Raw genomic sequence first — 16,773 nt, 5'->3', positions numbered from 1 at the left:
GTTCACAGATATCCTGTGATCCTATCGGGAGCTCGACCTCAGTTCAGGGTCAGCCCAATTACGCATGCTTTGGGCCGAAATTTCATACCTCCCACCACGTTTACCATGAGTCAATGGAGGGATTGTGTCCGAGTTCCCGATGCGAGACGTTAACAAAGTGTTAACGAATGCTCAGTCGGGAGGGATAATAGTGCAAACCAAGTCTCGTGTTGAAGATGATCTCGACGTTGAGGCATGGGTCCAGCAGATGATTGCCGAGAACGGCTATGCTCAGATCTCAAAGCATGATCCCTCTTTGGGATTGCCGGGTTTTGCGTTCACAATCGGCCTTGAACACTCACGACAGGTTCCCGAGCTCATGTGTTTGGGCGTTGCGCCGGATATCGCGGCACAGCTGTTTGCGATGTGCATTGAGGGTCATGACGCTTCGCTTTGTGACCTGGCAATAGGCAACCAGAGCGTCTTATGGTTGGTAGAAGGCTACACTTTGCGTTTTCGTTGCGTCAGCCCCGCAATGGTGCTGAAAGCAAATGAGGTTCGTCCGCATCGCCGCGAAGACATCTCGGACATGGTGCAGCTCCTGTTGCCGGACAATAACGGTTTTTCCCAGATGACGCTGAGTGTGATCCCGGAAGTGCCGCCGCGCAAGACACAGATTGGCTGTTAGCGTCTTCAAACGGACTCATTTAAGGGCTTTCAATTATGCTTCGCCAACCGCCGCCTGCAGCAGGCTGAGGAAGTCGCCTAACACCAACAACATCCTCGGCTGGTCGACCCGTAGCCGTCAAATTTGCACGACCAGCCCGTCTTCTGGTATAATGTTTGTGTGGAAATATCGAGTGACTAGAAAGAGAAAGCGGCGATGCAGCGCCGTGATTTTGACGACCTTCAGAATGAAATCGCAGGGCGCGAGACCGGGCGCAGAGCACGGTTCTTGAAAGACGGTCCTGGCTCCGAAGCGGCAAAGAAGAAAGAACGCGACACCCAGCACCGGGAACTCACGCGGTTGGCCCAACTGCTCAATGATCCGGTGTATCGCGCCAAATACGATAGTGTGTTGCAGCAGCTTTCGGATGCGGAACAGGCAACCGAAGCCGCAATCGACAAGCTGACTGACCAAATCGACGACGCCCAATCCGAACTCAACGATATGATGAACAACGCCGCGCGCCTGCCGGATGGCACGCGGGTGTTCCGGGATGCAGACGGCGTGGTAGGTCGCGAGGACAGCTCCGTCGTTGAAGATCATCTCGCCGATACGATCCTCTGGACCGGCAATGAGCCAAGTTTTTAAGACGTGCAGGCGGCGAAGGATCGTTTGGGCGATCTGCAGGTCGCCTTGGATGCTGCGAATGGCTACCAGATTGATGTGCTCGGTCCCGCGCGAGACCGGATCACCGTGTCTAACCTCAGCGCTAAAGGGACAGTTTAGGCTAATTTGATAAGAGGGGGTTTCTGGCCCACCGAGCCGCTGAGCGGACGTGGAAAGCATCACAGCAACTAGAAGACAGGGCAAACCAAACGCGAGGAGAGGGCCAGTGACACAAGTTGTAATTTACGCACGATATTCGAGCGATATGCAGTCTGAGGCCTCTATCGAAGATCGGGTGCGTTTGTGCGCGATGCGCGCCAAGTCGGACGGCCACGTGGCTGTCGAGACATATGCGGACCATGGCATTTCCGGTGCTTCCACGTTGTTGCGCCCGGGAGTGCAAAGACTGATGCTGGATGCCGTGACGGGCAAGTTCGATGCCGTCTATGCAGAAGCACTGGACAGGTTGAGCCGCGACCAAGAAGACATTGCCGCAATCTACAAGCGGCTCACGTTCGCAGGTGTCCAGATGGTGACCCTCGCAGAGGGCGAGATTTCCGAACTTCATATTGGCCTGAAAGGCACGATGAATGCGTAGTTCCTAAAAAAATCTTGCCCAAAGGACCCATCGCGGATTGCGCGGTCGGGCGGCGGGAACGCCTTTGGCTAAGATGTTGTCAAGAATGAAGATGACAAAGGCCAGCGCGTGATCAACAGCACAGAGGCCGCCGTCGTTCAGCGCATCTTTGATGACTATCTCGCCAGGATATCACCCAAGAAGATCGCCTTTGCGCTCAATGACGAAGGTATCGCGGCTCCGACTGCCGCCATTGGGGGTCAAGCACGATCTATGGTAACCGTGAAAGTGGCACCGGCATTCTTAACAATGAACTCTATATCGGTCGGATGGTGTGGAACCGCCTGCGCTATGCAAAGAACCATGAGACGGGGAAACGTGTCTCACGTCTCAACCCGGAGTCCGATTGGATCGTGAAAGAAGTGCCTGATCTGAGGATTGTTGACCAAGCCACATGGGATGCGGTCAAGCAAAAGCAGGGGGCTCTCAATAAGAAGGCGCAGTCCGGGTTTTGGAATGCGCGTCGTCCGAAGAACCTTTTCTCTTATTTGATCAAATGCGTTGAATGCGGCGGCGGATGTTCGTCCGTCAATGCCACACAGATCGGGTGCTCCAGCGCCCGTAACAAAGGCACCTGCAGCAACAAGTTGACGATCAGCCGCAATTACTTGGAAGAAGACATCCTTGGCGCCCTGCAAGGCCAGCTGATGGACCCGGAGCTCTGCGCCTTGTTTTGCAAGGAATATACAGAACACCTCAACAGGCTGCGACGTACACGCATCGATGCCACCGCAGACCAACGCAAAGAACTCGCCAAACTGGAGCGCGAGCGCGTACGCATCGTCGAGGCGATCGAGGGCGGCCTTCCGGCAGAGATGGTCCGCGACACGATGCACAGCGCATCTCAACCCGCATAGAAATCCTTAAGCGCGAATTGGCATGCGAAATCGCACCGGAGCCGATCCTTCATCCGGCGACGGCCGATATGTACGCCCGCGAGGTTCAGAAGCTGATCAAAACACTCAATGAACCGGGCCACCGCGAGGAGGTGGCAGGATTGATCCGTGGTCTTATCGACAGAATCATTCTGAAACAGGACGCTAGCAAGACGCGGTTAGTGGTCAATCTCGAAGGGGATCTGGCAGGTATACTTGCGATATCGGAAAAGCGGTACGCTGCCTATGCGCCACTTTCCATTGATGTTGCGGATATCAAATCATTGACGCTAGCTCCCTACGGCCTCAATGAGCGAGCTGCTCATGAGGTAGTAGGTAAAGCTGGTTGCGGGAGTAGGATTTGAACCTACGACCTTCAGGTTATGAGCCTGACGAGCTACCGGGCTGCTCCATCCCGCGCCAATTAACGTTTGATGCTTCTAAGTCCGTGTAAAAGGGAGTTCAAGCGGATTCCGTTGCATTCATACTAATTTTTTACTCAGACGTCGCATCCATCAGATAGGCAATGACGTTCGCTGCGTCTTCTTCCTTCCTCAGGCCTGCAAAGGCCATGGATGTGCCTTTTACGTAGGCTTTTGGCTTGGCTAGAAACGCCGCCATGGTGTCCGGAGCCCAGGTGATTTCCGATGTCGCCATCGCTTCTGAAAACTTGAACCCGTCCATCTGACCTGCTTGGCGGCCGAAAACAGCGTGCAGCGATGGGCCTGCACCATTCTTACCTGCTTTGACGCTGTGGCACGCCTTGCATTTGCGAAAGACTTTTTTGCCAGCCTCGGCATCGCCGGGCACATCAAGTGCGACGGTTGTGGCAGGGGCGGCTGGTGCCGCCTCTGCTTTCTGTTCCTCTGCATTGAAGATCAACCTCAATGTGATCGGCGCGGTGCGTGTGATCCCCGGCAAATCCGCGAGTTCCATCAGTTTCGTGATGCCCGCGTCGATACCGGCATCTTCGGCACTCAGAAACAACATGTCATTTGTGGTGACCATGACCGATGTGTCCGACAGGCGCGCCACAAACATCTCGGCCTCAATGTCCACGGCGGCACCGACGAGACTCAACACCCCCTCGACATCAATCACAGTCGTTTCTCCGACCGATAGGCCGGAAACTGCAGCCATGTCGATCTGAGCGTTCAGGGTCGCGGCGGGTGCGTTTTTGAACACATATTCGATCATGCGCTCGTTGCGAATGTCGATGTTGGTTTCGACGGACCCAAGCGCAATTTCGATCGTTGCGGACCCATCTGGCGCGACAGTACCGGTCAGGTCTTCGAAACTGTGTACCTCGCCGACGGTATCCTTCTTGATTGATCCGAAGGCGATTTTTGATGATGCGCCGTCCAGCGACCAGGATGTCGTGGCGTGGCCGTCCGCCAAAGACGTCGTCGCTAAACCGAAAACGCAAAATCCGATGAGCGCATATTTGAATGCATGAAACATGGTTGTCCTCCTGTTGTGTCAAACAGCCGTGTGGGCTGCCTTACAAAGAAAACACGCGATGCGGTCGAGTTATTCGTTTGTTTTTTATGTCAGCTTTACGTTGACCTGGGACAGCTACGTGAAAACATTGTCCGGCTCGTTTCCAATCGCTGCTTGAGTCTGAGAGGTGGTGGACAAAAGATCTATGTCGACTAGTTTTCCGTGCAGCGAACTGATTCAGAAAGGGTGCGATCTGTTTATGATCCGGACCCGCGCGTCGCCTGCGAAATAGTTTATCTTCAGAGCATCATCGCGCGGCAGTCAGGTTGCGTTCAACTCTCTGGATCTCTGCGCGAGGTGAGCCCACAGACGGTCCCGGTCCACGGGTTTGGGCATGAGCGGTAGCCCCAGGCCTTTGCAGGTCTGCCGTAATTCGCGCGTGCGGTCCGCGGATACAATCGCGGCGGAAACGGGGCCGTAGGTCTCTGTGATCTGCTGATAAAGATCTGTGCCGGTTCGCCCATTACCCAACTGATAGTCAAATAAAAACGCGTCCGGAATGAGTTGTATCTCATGCATCAGACTGAGCGCTTCTTCGGCGGAGTGTGCATGGATGACCTCACCACCCATGTCTTCGACCACCAGCGACAGCGCGCTGGCCAGCGCCGGGTCGTTTTCAACCAACAGCACAAGCAGCCCATTGAGGTTTTGAGGCGCTGTACTGTGTGACCCCGCAGGGCCCGTCACCCGCGGCAGGGCATCGGTGTCGATAGGCACATTCAGGGAAAAACAGCTGCCGCTGCCCGGCTTGGACCAAAGGCCCAACTCGTGCCCCAATCCATTGCAGGCACGCTCCACGATGGCGAGGCCGAGACCTAGGCCACCATCGGCAGTGTCTGGATTCAAACGGCTGAATTCCTGAAAGATCTGTTCCTGATCTTCTTCGGCAATGCCGCGCCCTGTGTCCCAAACCTCGATCCGGGCGTTGGTGCCGCTGCGGCGTACGCCCAAAAGGACGCGCCCCTGATCGGTATAACGCACGGCGTTGGACAGCAGGTTTTGCACGATGCGGCGCAGATAGGCGGGATCGCTGCGCACCGTGAGCGAGCTGTCGAGGATATCGAGCGTGATCCCCTTGGCGGCAGCTGTGGCGGCCAGTTCGTCGCGCAAGGGGGCCAGGATGTCCGACAGACGAATGGCCTGTTTCTTGAAAATGGCCTTGCCGGCGTCGAGTTTGGAGATGTCGAGCAGCGCCTCGATGATCTGCTGTGCGCCGTTCAGGGCCTTTTCCGTCTTGCCGATCACTGCCTGCGCGTCACCGGTGGTGACCTTGTCAGCCAGCGAGGAGACAAAGAGTTTCGCAGCGGACAGCGGTTGCAACAGGTCGTGGCTGGCGGCGGCAACGAAACGGGATTTGGAGGCATTGGCACGCTCGGCCTCGGCCAAGGCGACCCCAAGCTCCTGCGTGCGATCCCGCACCCGCCGTTCAAGCTGCTCGTTCATCTCAAAGAGGGCACGGGCCGCTTCGCGTTCGGCGGTGACATCGGTAAAGCTGATCACGAAACCATAGTCGGGCATCTCTTGCGCAAAAACGCTGTAGATGCGGCCGTCACCGTGACGGATTTCAAACGCAATCGGCGTGCGTCCGGACGCGCGATTGGCCCACCGGCGCAGACGTTCGGCATCGAACCCTTCGTTGAAAACCAGTTGATCGCGCAGCCGGTCGATCAGATAGGCGAAATCCATTCCTTGCGTGACACGCGGCTTGGGCAGATCCAGGAAACCGTCCATCTTGCTGTTCCAGCCCACAAGCGTGCGGTTCCGGTCAAAGATACAAACACCCTGATTAAGGTGGTCCAGCGTGGCCTGCAGGATCCGGGCCTGTTGGTCGCGCAGCTTGTCGCGTTCCTGCCGTTCCAACTGGATAATGTCGGAGACGTCTGTTTGCAGGATCACCGTGCCGCCGCGAGAGGTGCGGTGTTCACTGACCTGCAGCCAGCGGTCCCGTAGCAGGCTGACATTGAACACCACATGCTGATCGCGGTGGTGATCAAGGCGCTTTTTGGCCCAGTCTTCCGGGGTCTGGTCGTCAGGCAGGGACAGAAACCGGCTCTCGGAGACAAGCGAGACATAATCCTCAAACGGCAGACCCCCGCTTAGGTCCGGCACGATATCCAGCAGGTCCTGGCAAAACCGGCTGTTGAAGAGCACGAGCCTGTCGTCGGTGTCAAAAAGCGCAAAGCCCTCGTCGATGGTTTCAATGGCTTCCGCCAGATTTGAGCGGGCGGTTTCAGTCTCCGCGCGGGCCACTTCGAGACGCGCATTGGAATCCTGCAGCAGGTCCAATGTGCGTTCCAAATCACGGGTCCGTTCGCGCACCTGGTTTTCCAGCAGTGCGGCGCGTTCGAACTGGCGATAGGCGAGGCCGGATTCTTCGCTTTTCTGCTCGACCCGGCGCATGAGCGATTGCGCGATCACCAGCAGCTTTTGGTTCTGCTGCTCGACCGTATCGGCAGGGTTAATCAGCGACATGCGGCGTATCGCCTTCGTCCGCGGGATAGAAAGCGACCCCGCTCATGGTGTGGTTGACATGCAAGGGGCCGATCTGCTCGCCGTAGGTGGAAAAACCAATGACGTTATGCTCGGAGAGCACTTCCGACATGGCGCGCACGATCTGGGATTGTTCGGCCTCGATCCGGCGCAAAATGCAGTCACAGCCAATAATGTCGCTGGGGGCGCCGTCGGTGGAAAGCTCCTGCAGCTTTTCCTGCAGATGGGTGACCATATTCTGAGGGCGCGCGACGGTCAGCACCATGCCCTCGTCCACGGCGGAAAAGAACACCATCTCACCGTTCTCGGTCACCTGCTGAATGGCGCGAACGTGATGCGCATCGCCGATCCGCACGACCACGGGATGGGCGGCAAAGGTAAACCGGTCCAGCTGTTCGGGGTCCTTGCCGACGATACGCGCATATTCCCGCGCGGCGGGTTCGGCGTTGATCGCCTTGACGATACGCCGGGCCGGGTCCGCATCCGTCACGACCATCTGCTGGCCCGTCGGTACCAGATGATCAAGGCTGAAGACCTTCGTGCGCAAACGTGTGCGCACTAGCGTCAGCACGGCGGCATTTTCCGCGACCCGTCCGTTCAGGCCCACTAGCGTCTGCCGGAAATCGGTACCATCACCAGCAGAACCGCCAAAGATCGGCGTGTCACCAAGCGCGGGTGCAATGGTGGCGCTGAGGGTGTCTTCGCTCAGTGACAGGCCATCGACGACCAGAAAGGCAAAGCTATGCGGAAAGGTGGAGGATCGCTGCTGCAGCTCGATCCGCTCCAGCGTGATCTGATCGACGACAGACTGAGCATCGAGATCATCCACCCCTTCGATCATGATCGAGCAGGAGGCAAAATCATCGGCCGGAAAGGCGATCGCCACGATTGTGCCTTCGTCGTAGCCCGCCCCCGTGATCTCGCCCGCCGTGGTGCAGGCAACGATATCCGTGTTAGGGTAGATCCGTTGGGCCTCAGCCACCACACCGGGGAAATCGGCGCTCGGCGTGGCCATGATCGCGATAAAGCTGAACGGCCCGGTGCCGAGTTCGTCATAAAGTGCGGCCACGGGTGAGGTATTGGACCAGCACACTTGGGCGGTCCTTAATGCACAACTCTCCTCAGGCTGCACCGAATTGGCGGCATCCGCAAAGCCAGCGTCGGCGTTCATGTCTGTAATTCTCCCTGACGTGGAGGATAAAACGCCTAGGAAGAAGTTGGCAAGACATTTGCGAACTTGGCGTCCTGGGCTACCAGAACGGCTTGCGTCCGGCTTTGCACGCCCAGTTTCCGCATGATCGCGGTCACATGTGCCTTGACGGTGGTCTCCGCGATGGAGAGGTCAAAAGCGATCTGCTTGTTGAGTTTACCTTCGCAGATCAGCTCAAGAATGCGCGCTTGCTGATTGGTCAGGGACGACAAGCGTGACAAAGCCTTGCTGTCCTGATCCGAGGTCTCGCCTTCGACAAATCCGGCGGGTGTAAAAACCTCGCCAGTTGCAATGTGATCCAGCGCTTCCTTGAACACCGAACGGTGGCTGTGTTTGGGCACAAACCCCGAGGCACCGGCCTCGATGGCGCCGCTGATGATCGCGTTGTCCGTCATGGAGGAGACGATAATGACCGGCGTTTTATCCGCCGCGCGTTTCAGGCGGATGAGCCCGTCCAGGCCACTGACGTCCGGCAGGTTCAAATCCAGCAGGATCAGATCCGGCGCGCTCTGGCCGTCGATCTTTTCCAGGGCATGCTCCATGCTGTCTGCCGTTGTGATCTGCGAAAACTCGGCAACCGATTTCAAGGTCAGCTCCAGCGCATCACAGAACAGCGGATGATCATCCACCACCAGGGCCCAGCCACCAGGCGTTTTGGCTTGCGCGTTGAGGGAGGCGTCTTGCGTGTTCATGGCTTCAGGCTAGCGCCGAAATCGCGGAAAATCTACTTGGCAAAAAGTCTCATAGAAAAAGGCGCACCCCGATGTGGGATGCGCCCGAATTTTCAGCAACCGATCCGGTCAGTTGGCGGCAAGCTGGCGCGGCAGACGGAACGTCCACAGCAGGCCACCTTGGTTCAGATAGCTGACTTTCTTGGCCACTTCACCACCCCAGAGCGGAACCGCACCGCCCCAACCGGAGATCACGGTCACATATTGCTCGCCGTCCTGCTCCCATGTGATGGGCTGGCCGACAATGCCGGAGCCGGTCTGGAAGGACCACAACTGCTCACCGGTTTCGTCGTCAAAGGCTTTGAACTCGCCACCCGGCGTGCCGGTGAAGACAAGGCCCCCCGCGGTGGCCATCACACCGCCCCAAAGCGGCGCTTCATCCTTATATTCCCACTTCAGCTCGCCCGTATCTGGATCAATCGCCTTCAGGCTGCCGATGTGATCGTCGTAGTTCGGCTTGATGGTGAAGCCGGACCCGAGGTAGGCCGCGCCTTTCTTGTAGGAAATCGGCTCGTTCCAGATGTCCATGCCCCATTCGTTTGAAGGTACGTAGAAGAGGCCGGTCTTGGGCGAATGCGACATTGGCATCCAGTTCTTGCCGCCGAGGAAAGACGGGGAGGCAAAGACAACTTCGCCTTTCTTGCCATCCGCAGAGGCCGCCGGGTCGCCCGGGCGGTTGGCTTCGACAAAGATCGGGCGGCCCGTGTCGTCGATGCCTTCGGCCCAGCTGATGTCCTTGACGAAGGGCGTTGCCGAGACAAAAGCACCGTCTTCCCGGTTCAGAACGTAGAAGAAGCCGTTGCGGTCCGCTGTGGCAAAGCGGTCATTGCCTGCACGGTCGGTATAGGCCACGACCTCGTTCACGCCGTCATAGTCCCAGCCTTCGCGCGGTGTGGTCTGGAAGTGCCACTTGATCTCACCCGTTGCGGGATCGATGCCGAGACGGGAGGCGGCATAGAGGTTGTCGCCCGTGTTGCCTTCGGTCGGTGTGCCTGCATCGCGCAGGTGGCTGTTCCAGGGGGCCGGGTTGCCGGTGCCGAAGACCAAGGTGTTGGTGTCCGCGTCATAGGATCCGCCAAGCCACGTGGCGCCGCCACCGGTCTTCCACATATCGCCCGGCCATGTGGCGTTGAGCGTGCCGGTCATGGTGCTTTCTTCGCCATTGAGCGTGCCCATATGGCCTTCGATCACCGGACGGGTCCAGACCAAACCGCCTGATTCCGCATCGCGGGCCTGAACCTCGCCCACAATGCCGAACTCACCACCCGAATTGCCCGTGATCACCAGACCATCCACGATCAGCGGCGCGGCCGTGTAGCTATAACCTGCTTTGTAATCCGCGATCTTCTTGTTCCAGACCACATCGCCGGTTTTCTGGTTCAGTGCGACGATGCGTGCGTCCAGCGTGCCGAAATAGATATTTTCGCCGTAGATCGCGGCGCCGCGGTTGACCACGTCACAGCAGGGCAGGATGCCCTCGGGCAGCCGCGCGTCGTACTGCCAGATTTCCTTGCCGGTTTTCACATCGATCGCATACATGCGAGAGTAAGACCCGGTGATATACATTACGCCATCATGCACGATGGGCTGGGTTTCCTGACCACGCTGCTTTTCGCCGCCCAGCGAAAAGGCCCAGGCCGGAACCAGGTTCTTCACGTTGTCCTTGTTCAGAATATCGAGGGGTGAATAGCGCTGCAGGTGCCGCCCCATCCCGTTTGTCAGAACATCCCCCGTGGATGCCGTATCGTTGAGAAGCATCTCCTCGGTCACTTCCGCCTGAAGCGACGTTGTGGTGAGAAGCGCAGCCGTTACTGCAATCGCGAACCTTTTCATGGGTTTCCTCCCTAAAGCTTTGGCAACAGGTCTCATGCCCAAAGGACTCGGGACCGGTTGGCATGATTATTCAATCAATGGCTGCATCTAGGTATTGGCCAATGGTCGTATGGCCATGCTGCGGCTTTGAGGTGTGGAGTGTTTCTGCAGGATGGGAGGGCGCAGATTTGAAATATGCTTTGATCTTAATGGCTTGTTTGTCGGCTGCAGCGGTTGGCGCAGAAGAAAGCCACGTGTATCTCGAAGCACAGAACGGCACGCGGGTGCAGATTGCAACGCTGATGATCGCCACGGACGGGTCCTATGCGGTGAACATGAATGACACGGTCTTCACCGATCACTTCCTGTCCATGCGGCCCTTCAAGTGCCTCGAAGGTCCCGCCAAACACTGGTGCCACGTGCCGTACCCCTATGAGATTGCGCGCAATATCTCGGGCGATCTGACCGATCTGGAATATGACTTTCTGTTCCTGTGGAAAGGGGCGGCAGAATACGGGATCAACATGTGGAACGGTGTTTATTACGATCTGGTTGAAACGGACGGCAGTTTTACCGGCACGCTTTACGAGCTGGATATGAACACGCTCGCCGCGCCACCCGATGCGGGTGATCTGCGGCCCCTGAAAGCGGGCGATTTGCATGAAAGCGATCCGGACAGCCATTGGCTGCCGCACCTGATCATCGAGTGAGGGGCTAGAAAAACGGTCCGTATTTGGCGGCATCCGCGTCCGGTGTGACCTCATCGAGATCATATCCCGCGCCCTGTAACCGCTTGGCGATGGCAAGCCCGTTTTGCGCGGCCTCGTCGACATATTGGCGTCCCAGGGCTTCATCCTGCGCCACGCCGTGTCCGCGCATCAGGTCGAGCCCATAGTTGAATTTGCCCACGGGGTCGCCAGCCGCAGCCGCGCGGCGATCCCATTCGGCGGCGGCGTCAGGATCGTAGTCGCCCCCCAATCCGTTGTTGTCGAGCTGGCTCATCCAGGTCATCGCACCGGTGTAGCCAGCATTGGCGCAGTTCTCAAACAGCAGCCGCGCGGTGTCGTGATCCCCGGATTTGGTCATCATGTAGCCCATGGAGCACAGAACCATATCCGTCTCGCCCGCGTCTGCGCGCTGGCGAAAGTTCTGCCAGGTCATCTCGTCGGGGTTGGTTGTCCCAAATTGGGTGGGATCTTCACTCTCGGCCCAGACCGGCGTTGCAAGTCCCGCCATCAGGAGGAAATAGATGGGTTTCATGAAAGCTCTATACCACGTGAGTTGGCGCTTTGACAAAACGCAGGATTGCAGCGCGTGTCAGGCAGTGATCGCTCCGGTGAACAACCGCCCATCCGGTCATTCGATTGTGATGTTGACGCGCTGTGTGTCGCCAGTGATGTTGGGGAGCTTTTTGAAACAGCTGCCGGGTTTGACCGCAATGAACCCGATTTCCATCTCACACCTCGTCGAATCGGCTCCCCGGTCGACGGGATGATCCGGGCCTGGTTCTCCTCGTTCTTGCCTGACAGCAGACCGGCGGCACCCAGGCTATGAGCATCAGCGAAAACGGGTACGATTGCGAGGCAAAGGACAAGGGCGGCCAGTCGGCGCATGGAACTCTCTGGTACAAGGGTCAGTTCGTTGGACGGAAGGCGGCGCCCCAGGGGAAGCGGCCTACCTTGATCGATTTGATGGCCTCGCGTTTGGCCACGTCAATCACGGTCACGTCGCCCGAGACACCGTTGGTGGTGAACAAAAGCGAGCGGTCTTCGTTGAAATCCATATGCCAGACGCGGCGGCCGACGAGGATGTAGTCTTCGACCTCGTAAGTTTCCGCATTCACGACGGCCACGTGGTTTGAGGGGCCAAGGGCCACGAAGGCGTGGGTGTCCCCGTTAGTGAATTCAAACCCCACGGGTTGCACGCGATCAGGATGCACGCCCTGCACCTCAAAGCTGATCTTGGCTTTCTCGGCCTGGGTGGCCGTGTCGAAAATCGTCAGCGTGCCACCGATCTCGGAACTGACCCACATCTCGCTGCCATCCCTTAGAAATTCCGCGTGACGCGGGCGGCTGTCGACCAGCGTATTGGCGAAAAGCTCTTGCGTTTCGGTGTCGATCCAATGTGCCATGTTGGTGGTTTCGGATGTCGTAATGGCGATCTTGCCATCGGGTGACACCGCCATGCCCTCAGGTTCTATGCCCACATCGATCTGGGCCACGACCTTGCGGGTTTCGGTGTCCACGACGGTGGTGATCGCGTCATCCTCATTGGCGATATAGAGGTGACGGTCGTCCGGGTGCAGCACGAATTGCTCCGGGTCCTCGCCCGAGGGCAGATCATGCAGGATTTCCCCGCTGTTGGGGTCCATCACCTGCACGGCGTTGCTGTCGGAGGCACAGATGTAGAGCAGGCTGAAATCCTTGGAAAAGGTGATGCCGCGCGGGCGTTCCCCGGTCTCGTAGGTCTTGATCACCTCCAGCGTTTCAGTGGAGATGACCGAGACGGTATCGTCTTTTTCGTTGGTGACCCAGATCTCGCCCGCATGGGCGGTGGTGGTCAGCAAGAGAGCGGCAAGCGTTGTTCGGATCATTGGAAGGCCTCGCATGTGCTTTCGGGTTGGTCGAGCCCGAGTGAATCCAATTCGTTGACCTGATGCAGGAACCCGTCCAGCGGCGCCTGCGCCACCAGGGCGCGCGGGTGCACGATGGCAATGGGCTGGCGCAGCTGACCGTTCCAGGCGCGGTATGTCAGGGGCCGACCTTTGAACCCTGCAAGCTCAAAGGCGTTGGACAAGATGTAGTCACGTAGAGTGGTCGGATCGACGGTATTTGTCCGGGTCACCGCCTCGCCCAGCGTGCGCATTGCAGCCCAGGCGGCGTAATCCTGTGATGTCATCGGGCGTTCGTGAGCCTTTTCAAAACGCGATTGCAGTTGTGCTGCCCCCCATTGCTCGATCACGGGCGACCACGTGACTGCGGACAGCCCTTCCGACCCGGTCACGGGGCGCGCTTCCCAGGTATTATAGAGAACGTAGCGCCCGAAATCGTGCAGCTCATCGGCGAGGATCATTGCGTCGTAATCGCCGAAATCCTGCGTGAAGAGCGGCACTTCCTGCGATGCATTGCGCCGCATGTCTGCGTCGAACGCCCATTCCTTTTCGCCCGAAAGCGCCAACCCGAATTTGGTGAGCGACCGGCGCATGGACTGCGCATAGGTCACATCTTGCAGGTGCGTGCCGGTGATCATGACCAGATCGGTCCACCGTTTTTGGACAAAGACCTGCGCGAGCGCATCCGTGCGCATCGCATCTGATGGCAGGGTGTGAAAGAGATTTGCGCGGCAGTCGGCATCGCGCAACGATAGATCGCCCGCCGAGGTGTTGAAGATCAGCGCGCCCTGCGCCTCGGGCAGATCGGCGATGGCGGTTTGCACGGTCGCAGGCGCGCTCAGGATCAGGTAGGGGCTTGCGCTCAGCAGCTCTTTGGCCATGGCAATGGGGTCGTCCCCTTCCGGCACATAGGTTTCGGCTAGATCGTACTTCTGATCCAGAAACCGCCCGGTGGTCTGATTGTCCTTGAGGCCGGTCAGCGCGCCCGCAAGGCCAATATCTTCGGGCATCGGATCCAGATTGGACAGCGTTGGCGGCAGGGCAACTTCGACATGCAGATAATTGGCGTTCAGCGTCACCTCAGCCGTCGCTGTCACAGCACAGCATATCGCGCATAAAACGGTCATCCATCGATGCATGTGACACCTCCTCCGTTATCGAGGGTAAGGATGCACATGGGGTGTTTGAATAGGACTTTAGTCCCCTGCGTCGCACCCAACCAAAGTCCAATATCCTTTGTGGGAGCGCCTGATTACAACAGATGAAAATCCTACATTCGATCCCGGGAGGAGAGAAATGACACATCTGTTCAAGACCGCTGGCTATGCCGCAGGACTGCTACTGGCCGCCGCGACGTTGGTTTCCGCACATGGTGACGTAAAACCGCAGGCGGTTGATACCAGTGGCTTGCCCGAAACGGGCACCGAGTGGTTGATCGAAAACCCCTATCGGGCGGAAACAGCGGGCGAAGAGGTCTGGCTCCGGGCCGTGGAAATCGGTGCATCGGGGTACAATCAGAACTGCGCGCGCTGTCACGGGCTGGAGGTCGTCTCGGGCGGTCTGGCGCCTGATCTGAGGTTCCTCGAAGCCGAGGAATACGGCGATGAGTGGTATATGGAACGTTTCCGCACCGGGTACACGCAGAACGGTATCACCAAGATGCCCGCCTTTGGCGATCTGCTGGGTCAGGACGCGGCCTGGGCCATTCGCACCTACATCGAGACCCGCCCAGACGGCGATGCGATGGCAGAATACGCCGACGAGTTGAAAGCGATGCGCGATCAGTTGCAAATGTATGCAGAAGGCGCCGAGGGGGCGGATCCCGACGCGCTGAAATCCCGGCTTAGCGAGATTGCCGGGTCCATCGAGACCCTGTCCGGCGCGCCGGTTGCGGATTCGGTGGCCTTTCGCGCCGCCAATCTGATCGATGGCACGCAAGCGCGGTATAAATCTGCGGCCGAAACCCTGACCATCGGATTGTCTGCGGCCCAATAATTGATGCGCTTACAGATCCCGCACCACATCATCTTGATTTTCTCCCTGCTGCTGCCGGCGCCCGCGCTGGCGGCAGACCCTTGTGCGGACCATGTCCCGCAGGTGCGCCCTCAAAACGCCAGCCGCGATATCGTCGGACAGGAACTGGACGTGATCCAGGACCGCGGCCACATGCTCTTTGCCGTCTATGAAGACTACCCGCCCTATAGCTGGGAGGAGGGTGGCCAGCCGCGCGGTGTCGACATCGAAATCGCCCGCATCATCGCCGAAGATCTGGGGGTCGAGGCGCGGTTCAATTTCGTGGCAGCGGCAGAAAATCTCGATGCGGACTTGCGTAACAACATCTGGAAGGGCGCTCTGATCGGCGGCCAGATCGCGAATGTGATGATGCGCATCCCCTATGATTCGGCGTTCAAGTGCCGGGTCGAACAGGTGGTGTTTACCGGCCAATATGCGGCTGAATCCATCGCCATCGCTTATGACAAAGCCAGCTATCCGGAAGAAAAACCGGTGCCGGCCTATTTCCGGTTTGATCCGGTTGCGGTTGAAAACGATTCGATTTCTGATTTCTACCTGTCGTCATTCACAGGCGGACAATTGGCGGGCAAGGTCAGCCGATTTGCCGATATGCAAGCGGCGATGACCGCCCTGCGTGACGGCCAGACGATGGCGGCGATGGGCCCGCTGGCGCAGCTGGAACATGGCGCAGACGAAGGTGTCGGCATTCACCAACCACCCCTGGCGGGCTTTGCGGTTAGCCGTTGGACGTTGGGCGTTGCGGTGAATTTCCGCTACCGTCCCTTGTCCTATTCCGTGGACGATGCGATCCGATACGCGATCGAAGATGGCCGCATTCCGCAGATTTACGCGAACTACGGTCTGACGTTTCAGCCGCCGGAAAGGTAAATGCGACCTTTGTCCTACTCGGATGGTCGCATAGGCCGGGTAAACTGGCGTTGCTATGGTCCTGAAAAATTCAGTAGGAGTCGCAATGCAACTGAGTGACAGTCGAACAATCAACGCCGATGTGGCGACCGTCTGGGCGGCCTTGCTGAGCCCGGAGGTTTTGAAAGAATGTGTGCCGGGCTGCCAGGAGATGACAGGCTCGCCGAGCGAGGGGTTCGAGGCCGTTGTGGTTCAGAAGGTCGGACCGGTGAAGGCGACGTTCAAAGGCGGTGTGACGCTGAGCGATATGGTGGAGCCGGAAAGCCTGAAAATCTCGGGCGAAGGCAAAGGCGGTGCCGCGGGTTTTGCCAAGGGCGGTGCCGATGTCAGGCTGGAGGCCGACGCGCATCAAACCGTGCTGCACTATGACGTGGAGGCCAAGGTGGGTGGCAAGCTGGCCCAGTTGGGCAGCCGGATCATCGATGGGTTCGCCAAGAAGATGGCGGATCAGTTTTTTGACAATTTTCAGAACGCGGTTGGCGCGCCCGAGGAACTCGCGGAGGCGGATGTCGAAACAGGTGGACAGAAAAAGGGTTGGTTCAAACGTCTTTCGGGCGGGTGAACTGCAGGAACTTGAAGGGAGTTTTATAGATGTCTCGGATTGAGATGGTTGTGAATGGGGTTTCGGCGTCTGGTGATGTTGAGGGTCGAACGT

At 58.2% G+C, this 16,773-nt stretch carries 17 protein-coding genes, 1 tRNA gene and 1 pseudogene; 10 read left to right on the top strand and 9 right to left on the bottom strand.

Translation table 11 applies throughout. The features are described from left to right. The first annotated feature begins 124 nt into the window (after positions 1-124). The 6 genes and pseudogenes from Q1A20_RS25095 to Q1A20_RS25075 all read left to right on the top strand — a co-directional run bounded on the left by Q1A20_RS25095 (position 125) and on the right by Q1A20_RS25075 (position 3,189). Positions 125-667 (top strand): DUF4262 domain-containing protein, encoded by a 543-nt coding sequence (locus Q1A20_RS25095; protein ID WP_299919456.1) that lies wholly within the window; start codon positions 125-127, stop codon positions 665-667. A 195-nt stretch (positions 668-862) separates the two neighbouring features. Beyond that, positions 863-1,294: a hypothetical protein gene (locus Q1A20_RS25090; RefSeq protein WP_299919454.1), complete on the top strand. Its 432-nt coding sequence runs from the start codon at positions 863-865 to the stop codon at positions 1,292-1,294. A gap of 244 nt (positions 1,295-1,538) precedes the next feature. Further along, positions 1,539-1,910 (top strand): recombinase family protein, encoded by a 372-nt coding sequence (locus Q1A20_RS25085; protein ID WP_299919452.1) that lies wholly within the window; start codon positions 1,539-1,541, stop codon positions 1,908-1,910. 108 nt (positions 1,911-2,018) lie between these two features. Then, positions 2,019-2,305: pseudogene (locus Q1A20_RS26205) on the top strand (recombinase family protein); the annotation flags it as partial. Then, positions 2,303-2,806, top strand: a complete 504-nt coding sequence (locus Q1A20_RS26200) for a recombinase zinc beta ribbon domain-containing protein (protein WP_367180971.1) — start codon at positions 2,303-2,305, stop codon at positions 2,804-2,806. The pseudogene Q1A20_RS26205 and the gene Q1A20_RS26200, both read left to right, overlap by 3 nt. Positions 2,807-2,874: 68 nt before the next feature. Further along, positions 2,875-3,189, top strand: a complete 315-nt coding sequence (locus tag Q1A20_RS25075) for a hypothetical protein (protein WP_299919450.1) — start codon at positions 2,875-2,877, stop codon at positions 3,187-3,189. Here Q1A20_RS25075 and Q1A20_RS25070 read toward each other — a convergent pair. The 6 genes from Q1A20_RS25070 to Q1A20_RS25045 form a co-directional block, all read right to left on the bottom strand. After that, positions 3,168-3,244, bottom strand: a tRNA-Met gene (locus Q1A20_RS25070). The genes Q1A20_RS25075 and Q1A20_RS25070 overlap by 22 nt on opposite strands. Positions 3,245-3,319: 75 nt before the next feature. Further along, a complete protein-coding gene (locus Q1A20_RS25065) occupies positions 3,320-4,285 on the bottom strand; it encodes a cytochrome c family protein (RefSeq protein ID WP_299410318.1) in 966 nt (321 codons plus the stop codon). Between the two features lie 300 nt (positions 4,286-4,585). Then, complete coding sequence (locus Q1A20_RS25060) at positions 4,586-6,796, bottom strand: PAS-domain containing protein (RefSeq protein ID WP_299410316.1); 2,211 nt, start codon at positions 6,794-6,796, stop codon at positions 4,586-4,588. Further along, entirely contained in the window at positions 6,783-7,985 is a 1,203-nt protein-coding gene (locus tag Q1A20_RS25055) for an FIST N-terminal domain-containing protein (protein WP_299919447.1), read from the bottom strand. The genes Q1A20_RS25060 and Q1A20_RS25055 overlap by 14 nt, the downstream gene beginning before the upstream one ends. 35 nt (positions 7,986-8,020) lie before the next feature. Next, a complete protein-coding gene (locus tag Q1A20_RS25050; protein ID WP_299508333.1) occupies positions 8,021-8,716 on the bottom strand; it encodes a response regulator transcription factor in 696 nt (231 codons plus the stop codon). Positions 8,717-8,824: 108 nt separating this feature from the next. Next, positions 8,825-10,588 (bottom strand): PQQ-dependent methanol/ethanol family dehydrogenase, encoded by a 1,764-nt coding sequence (locus tag Q1A20_RS25045; RefSeq protein ID WP_299919445.1) that lies wholly within the window; start codon positions 10,586-10,588, stop codon positions 8,825-8,827. Positions 10,589-10,821: 233 nt separating this feature from the next. Here Q1A20_RS25045 and Q1A20_RS25040 point away from each other — a divergent pair, with 233 nt between their 5' ends. Further along, positions 10,822-11,277, top strand: a complete 456-nt coding sequence (locus Q1A20_RS25040) for a hypothetical protein (protein ID WP_299919443.1) — start codon at positions 10,822-10,824, stop codon at positions 11,275-11,277. A 4-nt stretch (positions 11,278-11,281) separates the two neighbouring features. Here the strand turns inward: Q1A20_RS25040 and Q1A20_RS25035 are convergent, their stop codons facing one another. The 3 genes from Q1A20_RS25035 to Q1A20_RS25025 all read right to left on the bottom strand — a co-directional run bounded on the left by Q1A20_RS25035 (position 11,282) and on the right by Q1A20_RS25025 (position 14,317). Continuing rightward, the gene (locus Q1A20_RS25035) at positions 11,282-11,827 is read right to left on the bottom strand and encodes a sel1 repeat family protein (RefSeq protein WP_299919441.1); all 546 of its coding nucleotides are present in this window, start codon (positions 11,825-11,827) and stop codon (positions 11,282-11,284) included. A gap of 373 nt (positions 11,828-12,200) precedes the next feature. Next, complete coding sequence (locus Q1A20_RS25030; RefSeq protein WP_299919439.1) at positions 12,201-13,160, bottom strand: YVTN family beta-propeller repeat protein; 960 nt, start codon at positions 13,158-13,160, stop codon at positions 12,201-12,203. Beyond that, positions 13,157-14,317 (bottom strand): ABC transporter substrate-binding protein, encoded by a 1,161-nt coding sequence (locus Q1A20_RS25025; protein WP_299919437.1) that lies wholly within the window; start codon positions 14,315-14,317, stop codon positions 13,157-13,159. The genes Q1A20_RS25030 and Q1A20_RS25025 overlap by 4 nt, the downstream gene beginning before the upstream one ends. Positions 14,318-14,474: 157 nt before the next feature. Here Q1A20_RS25025 and pedF point away from each other — a divergent pair, with 157 nt between their 5' ends. The 3 genes from pedF to Q1A20_RS25010 all read left to right on the top strand — a co-directional run bounded on the left by pedF (position 14,475) and on the right by Q1A20_RS25010 (position 16,680). Then, complete coding sequence (gene pedF, locus Q1A20_RS25020) at positions 14,475-15,173, top strand: cytochrome c-550 PedF (RefSeq protein WP_299740969.1); 699 nt, start codon at positions 14,475-14,477, stop codon at positions 15,171-15,173. 3 nt (positions 15,174-15,176) lie between these two features. Continuing rightward, on the top strand, positions 15,177-16,079 hold the full coding sequence (locus Q1A20_RS25015; RefSeq protein WP_299410301.1) for an ABC transporter substrate-binding protein: 903 nt from the start codon (positions 15,177-15,179) through the stop codon (positions 16,077-16,079). A gap of 85 nt (positions 16,080-16,164) precedes the next feature. Then, positions 16,165-16,680: a CoxG family protein gene (locus tag Q1A20_RS25010; RefSeq protein ID WP_299410300.1), complete on the top strand. Its 516-nt coding sequence runs from the start codon at positions 16,165-16,167 to the stop codon at positions 16,678-16,680. The last annotated feature ends 93 nt before the right edge of the window (positions 16,681-16,773 follow it).

The sequence above is a fragment of the uncultured Roseobacter sp. genome (assembly GCF_947501835.1).
GTDB lineage: Bacteria > Pseudomonadota > Alphaproteobacteria > Rhodobacterales > Rhodobacteraceae > Roseobacter.
The sequence above is the reverse complement of the archived record's forward strand: the minus strand, read 5'-3'. Positions and strand labels throughout refer to the sequence as shown.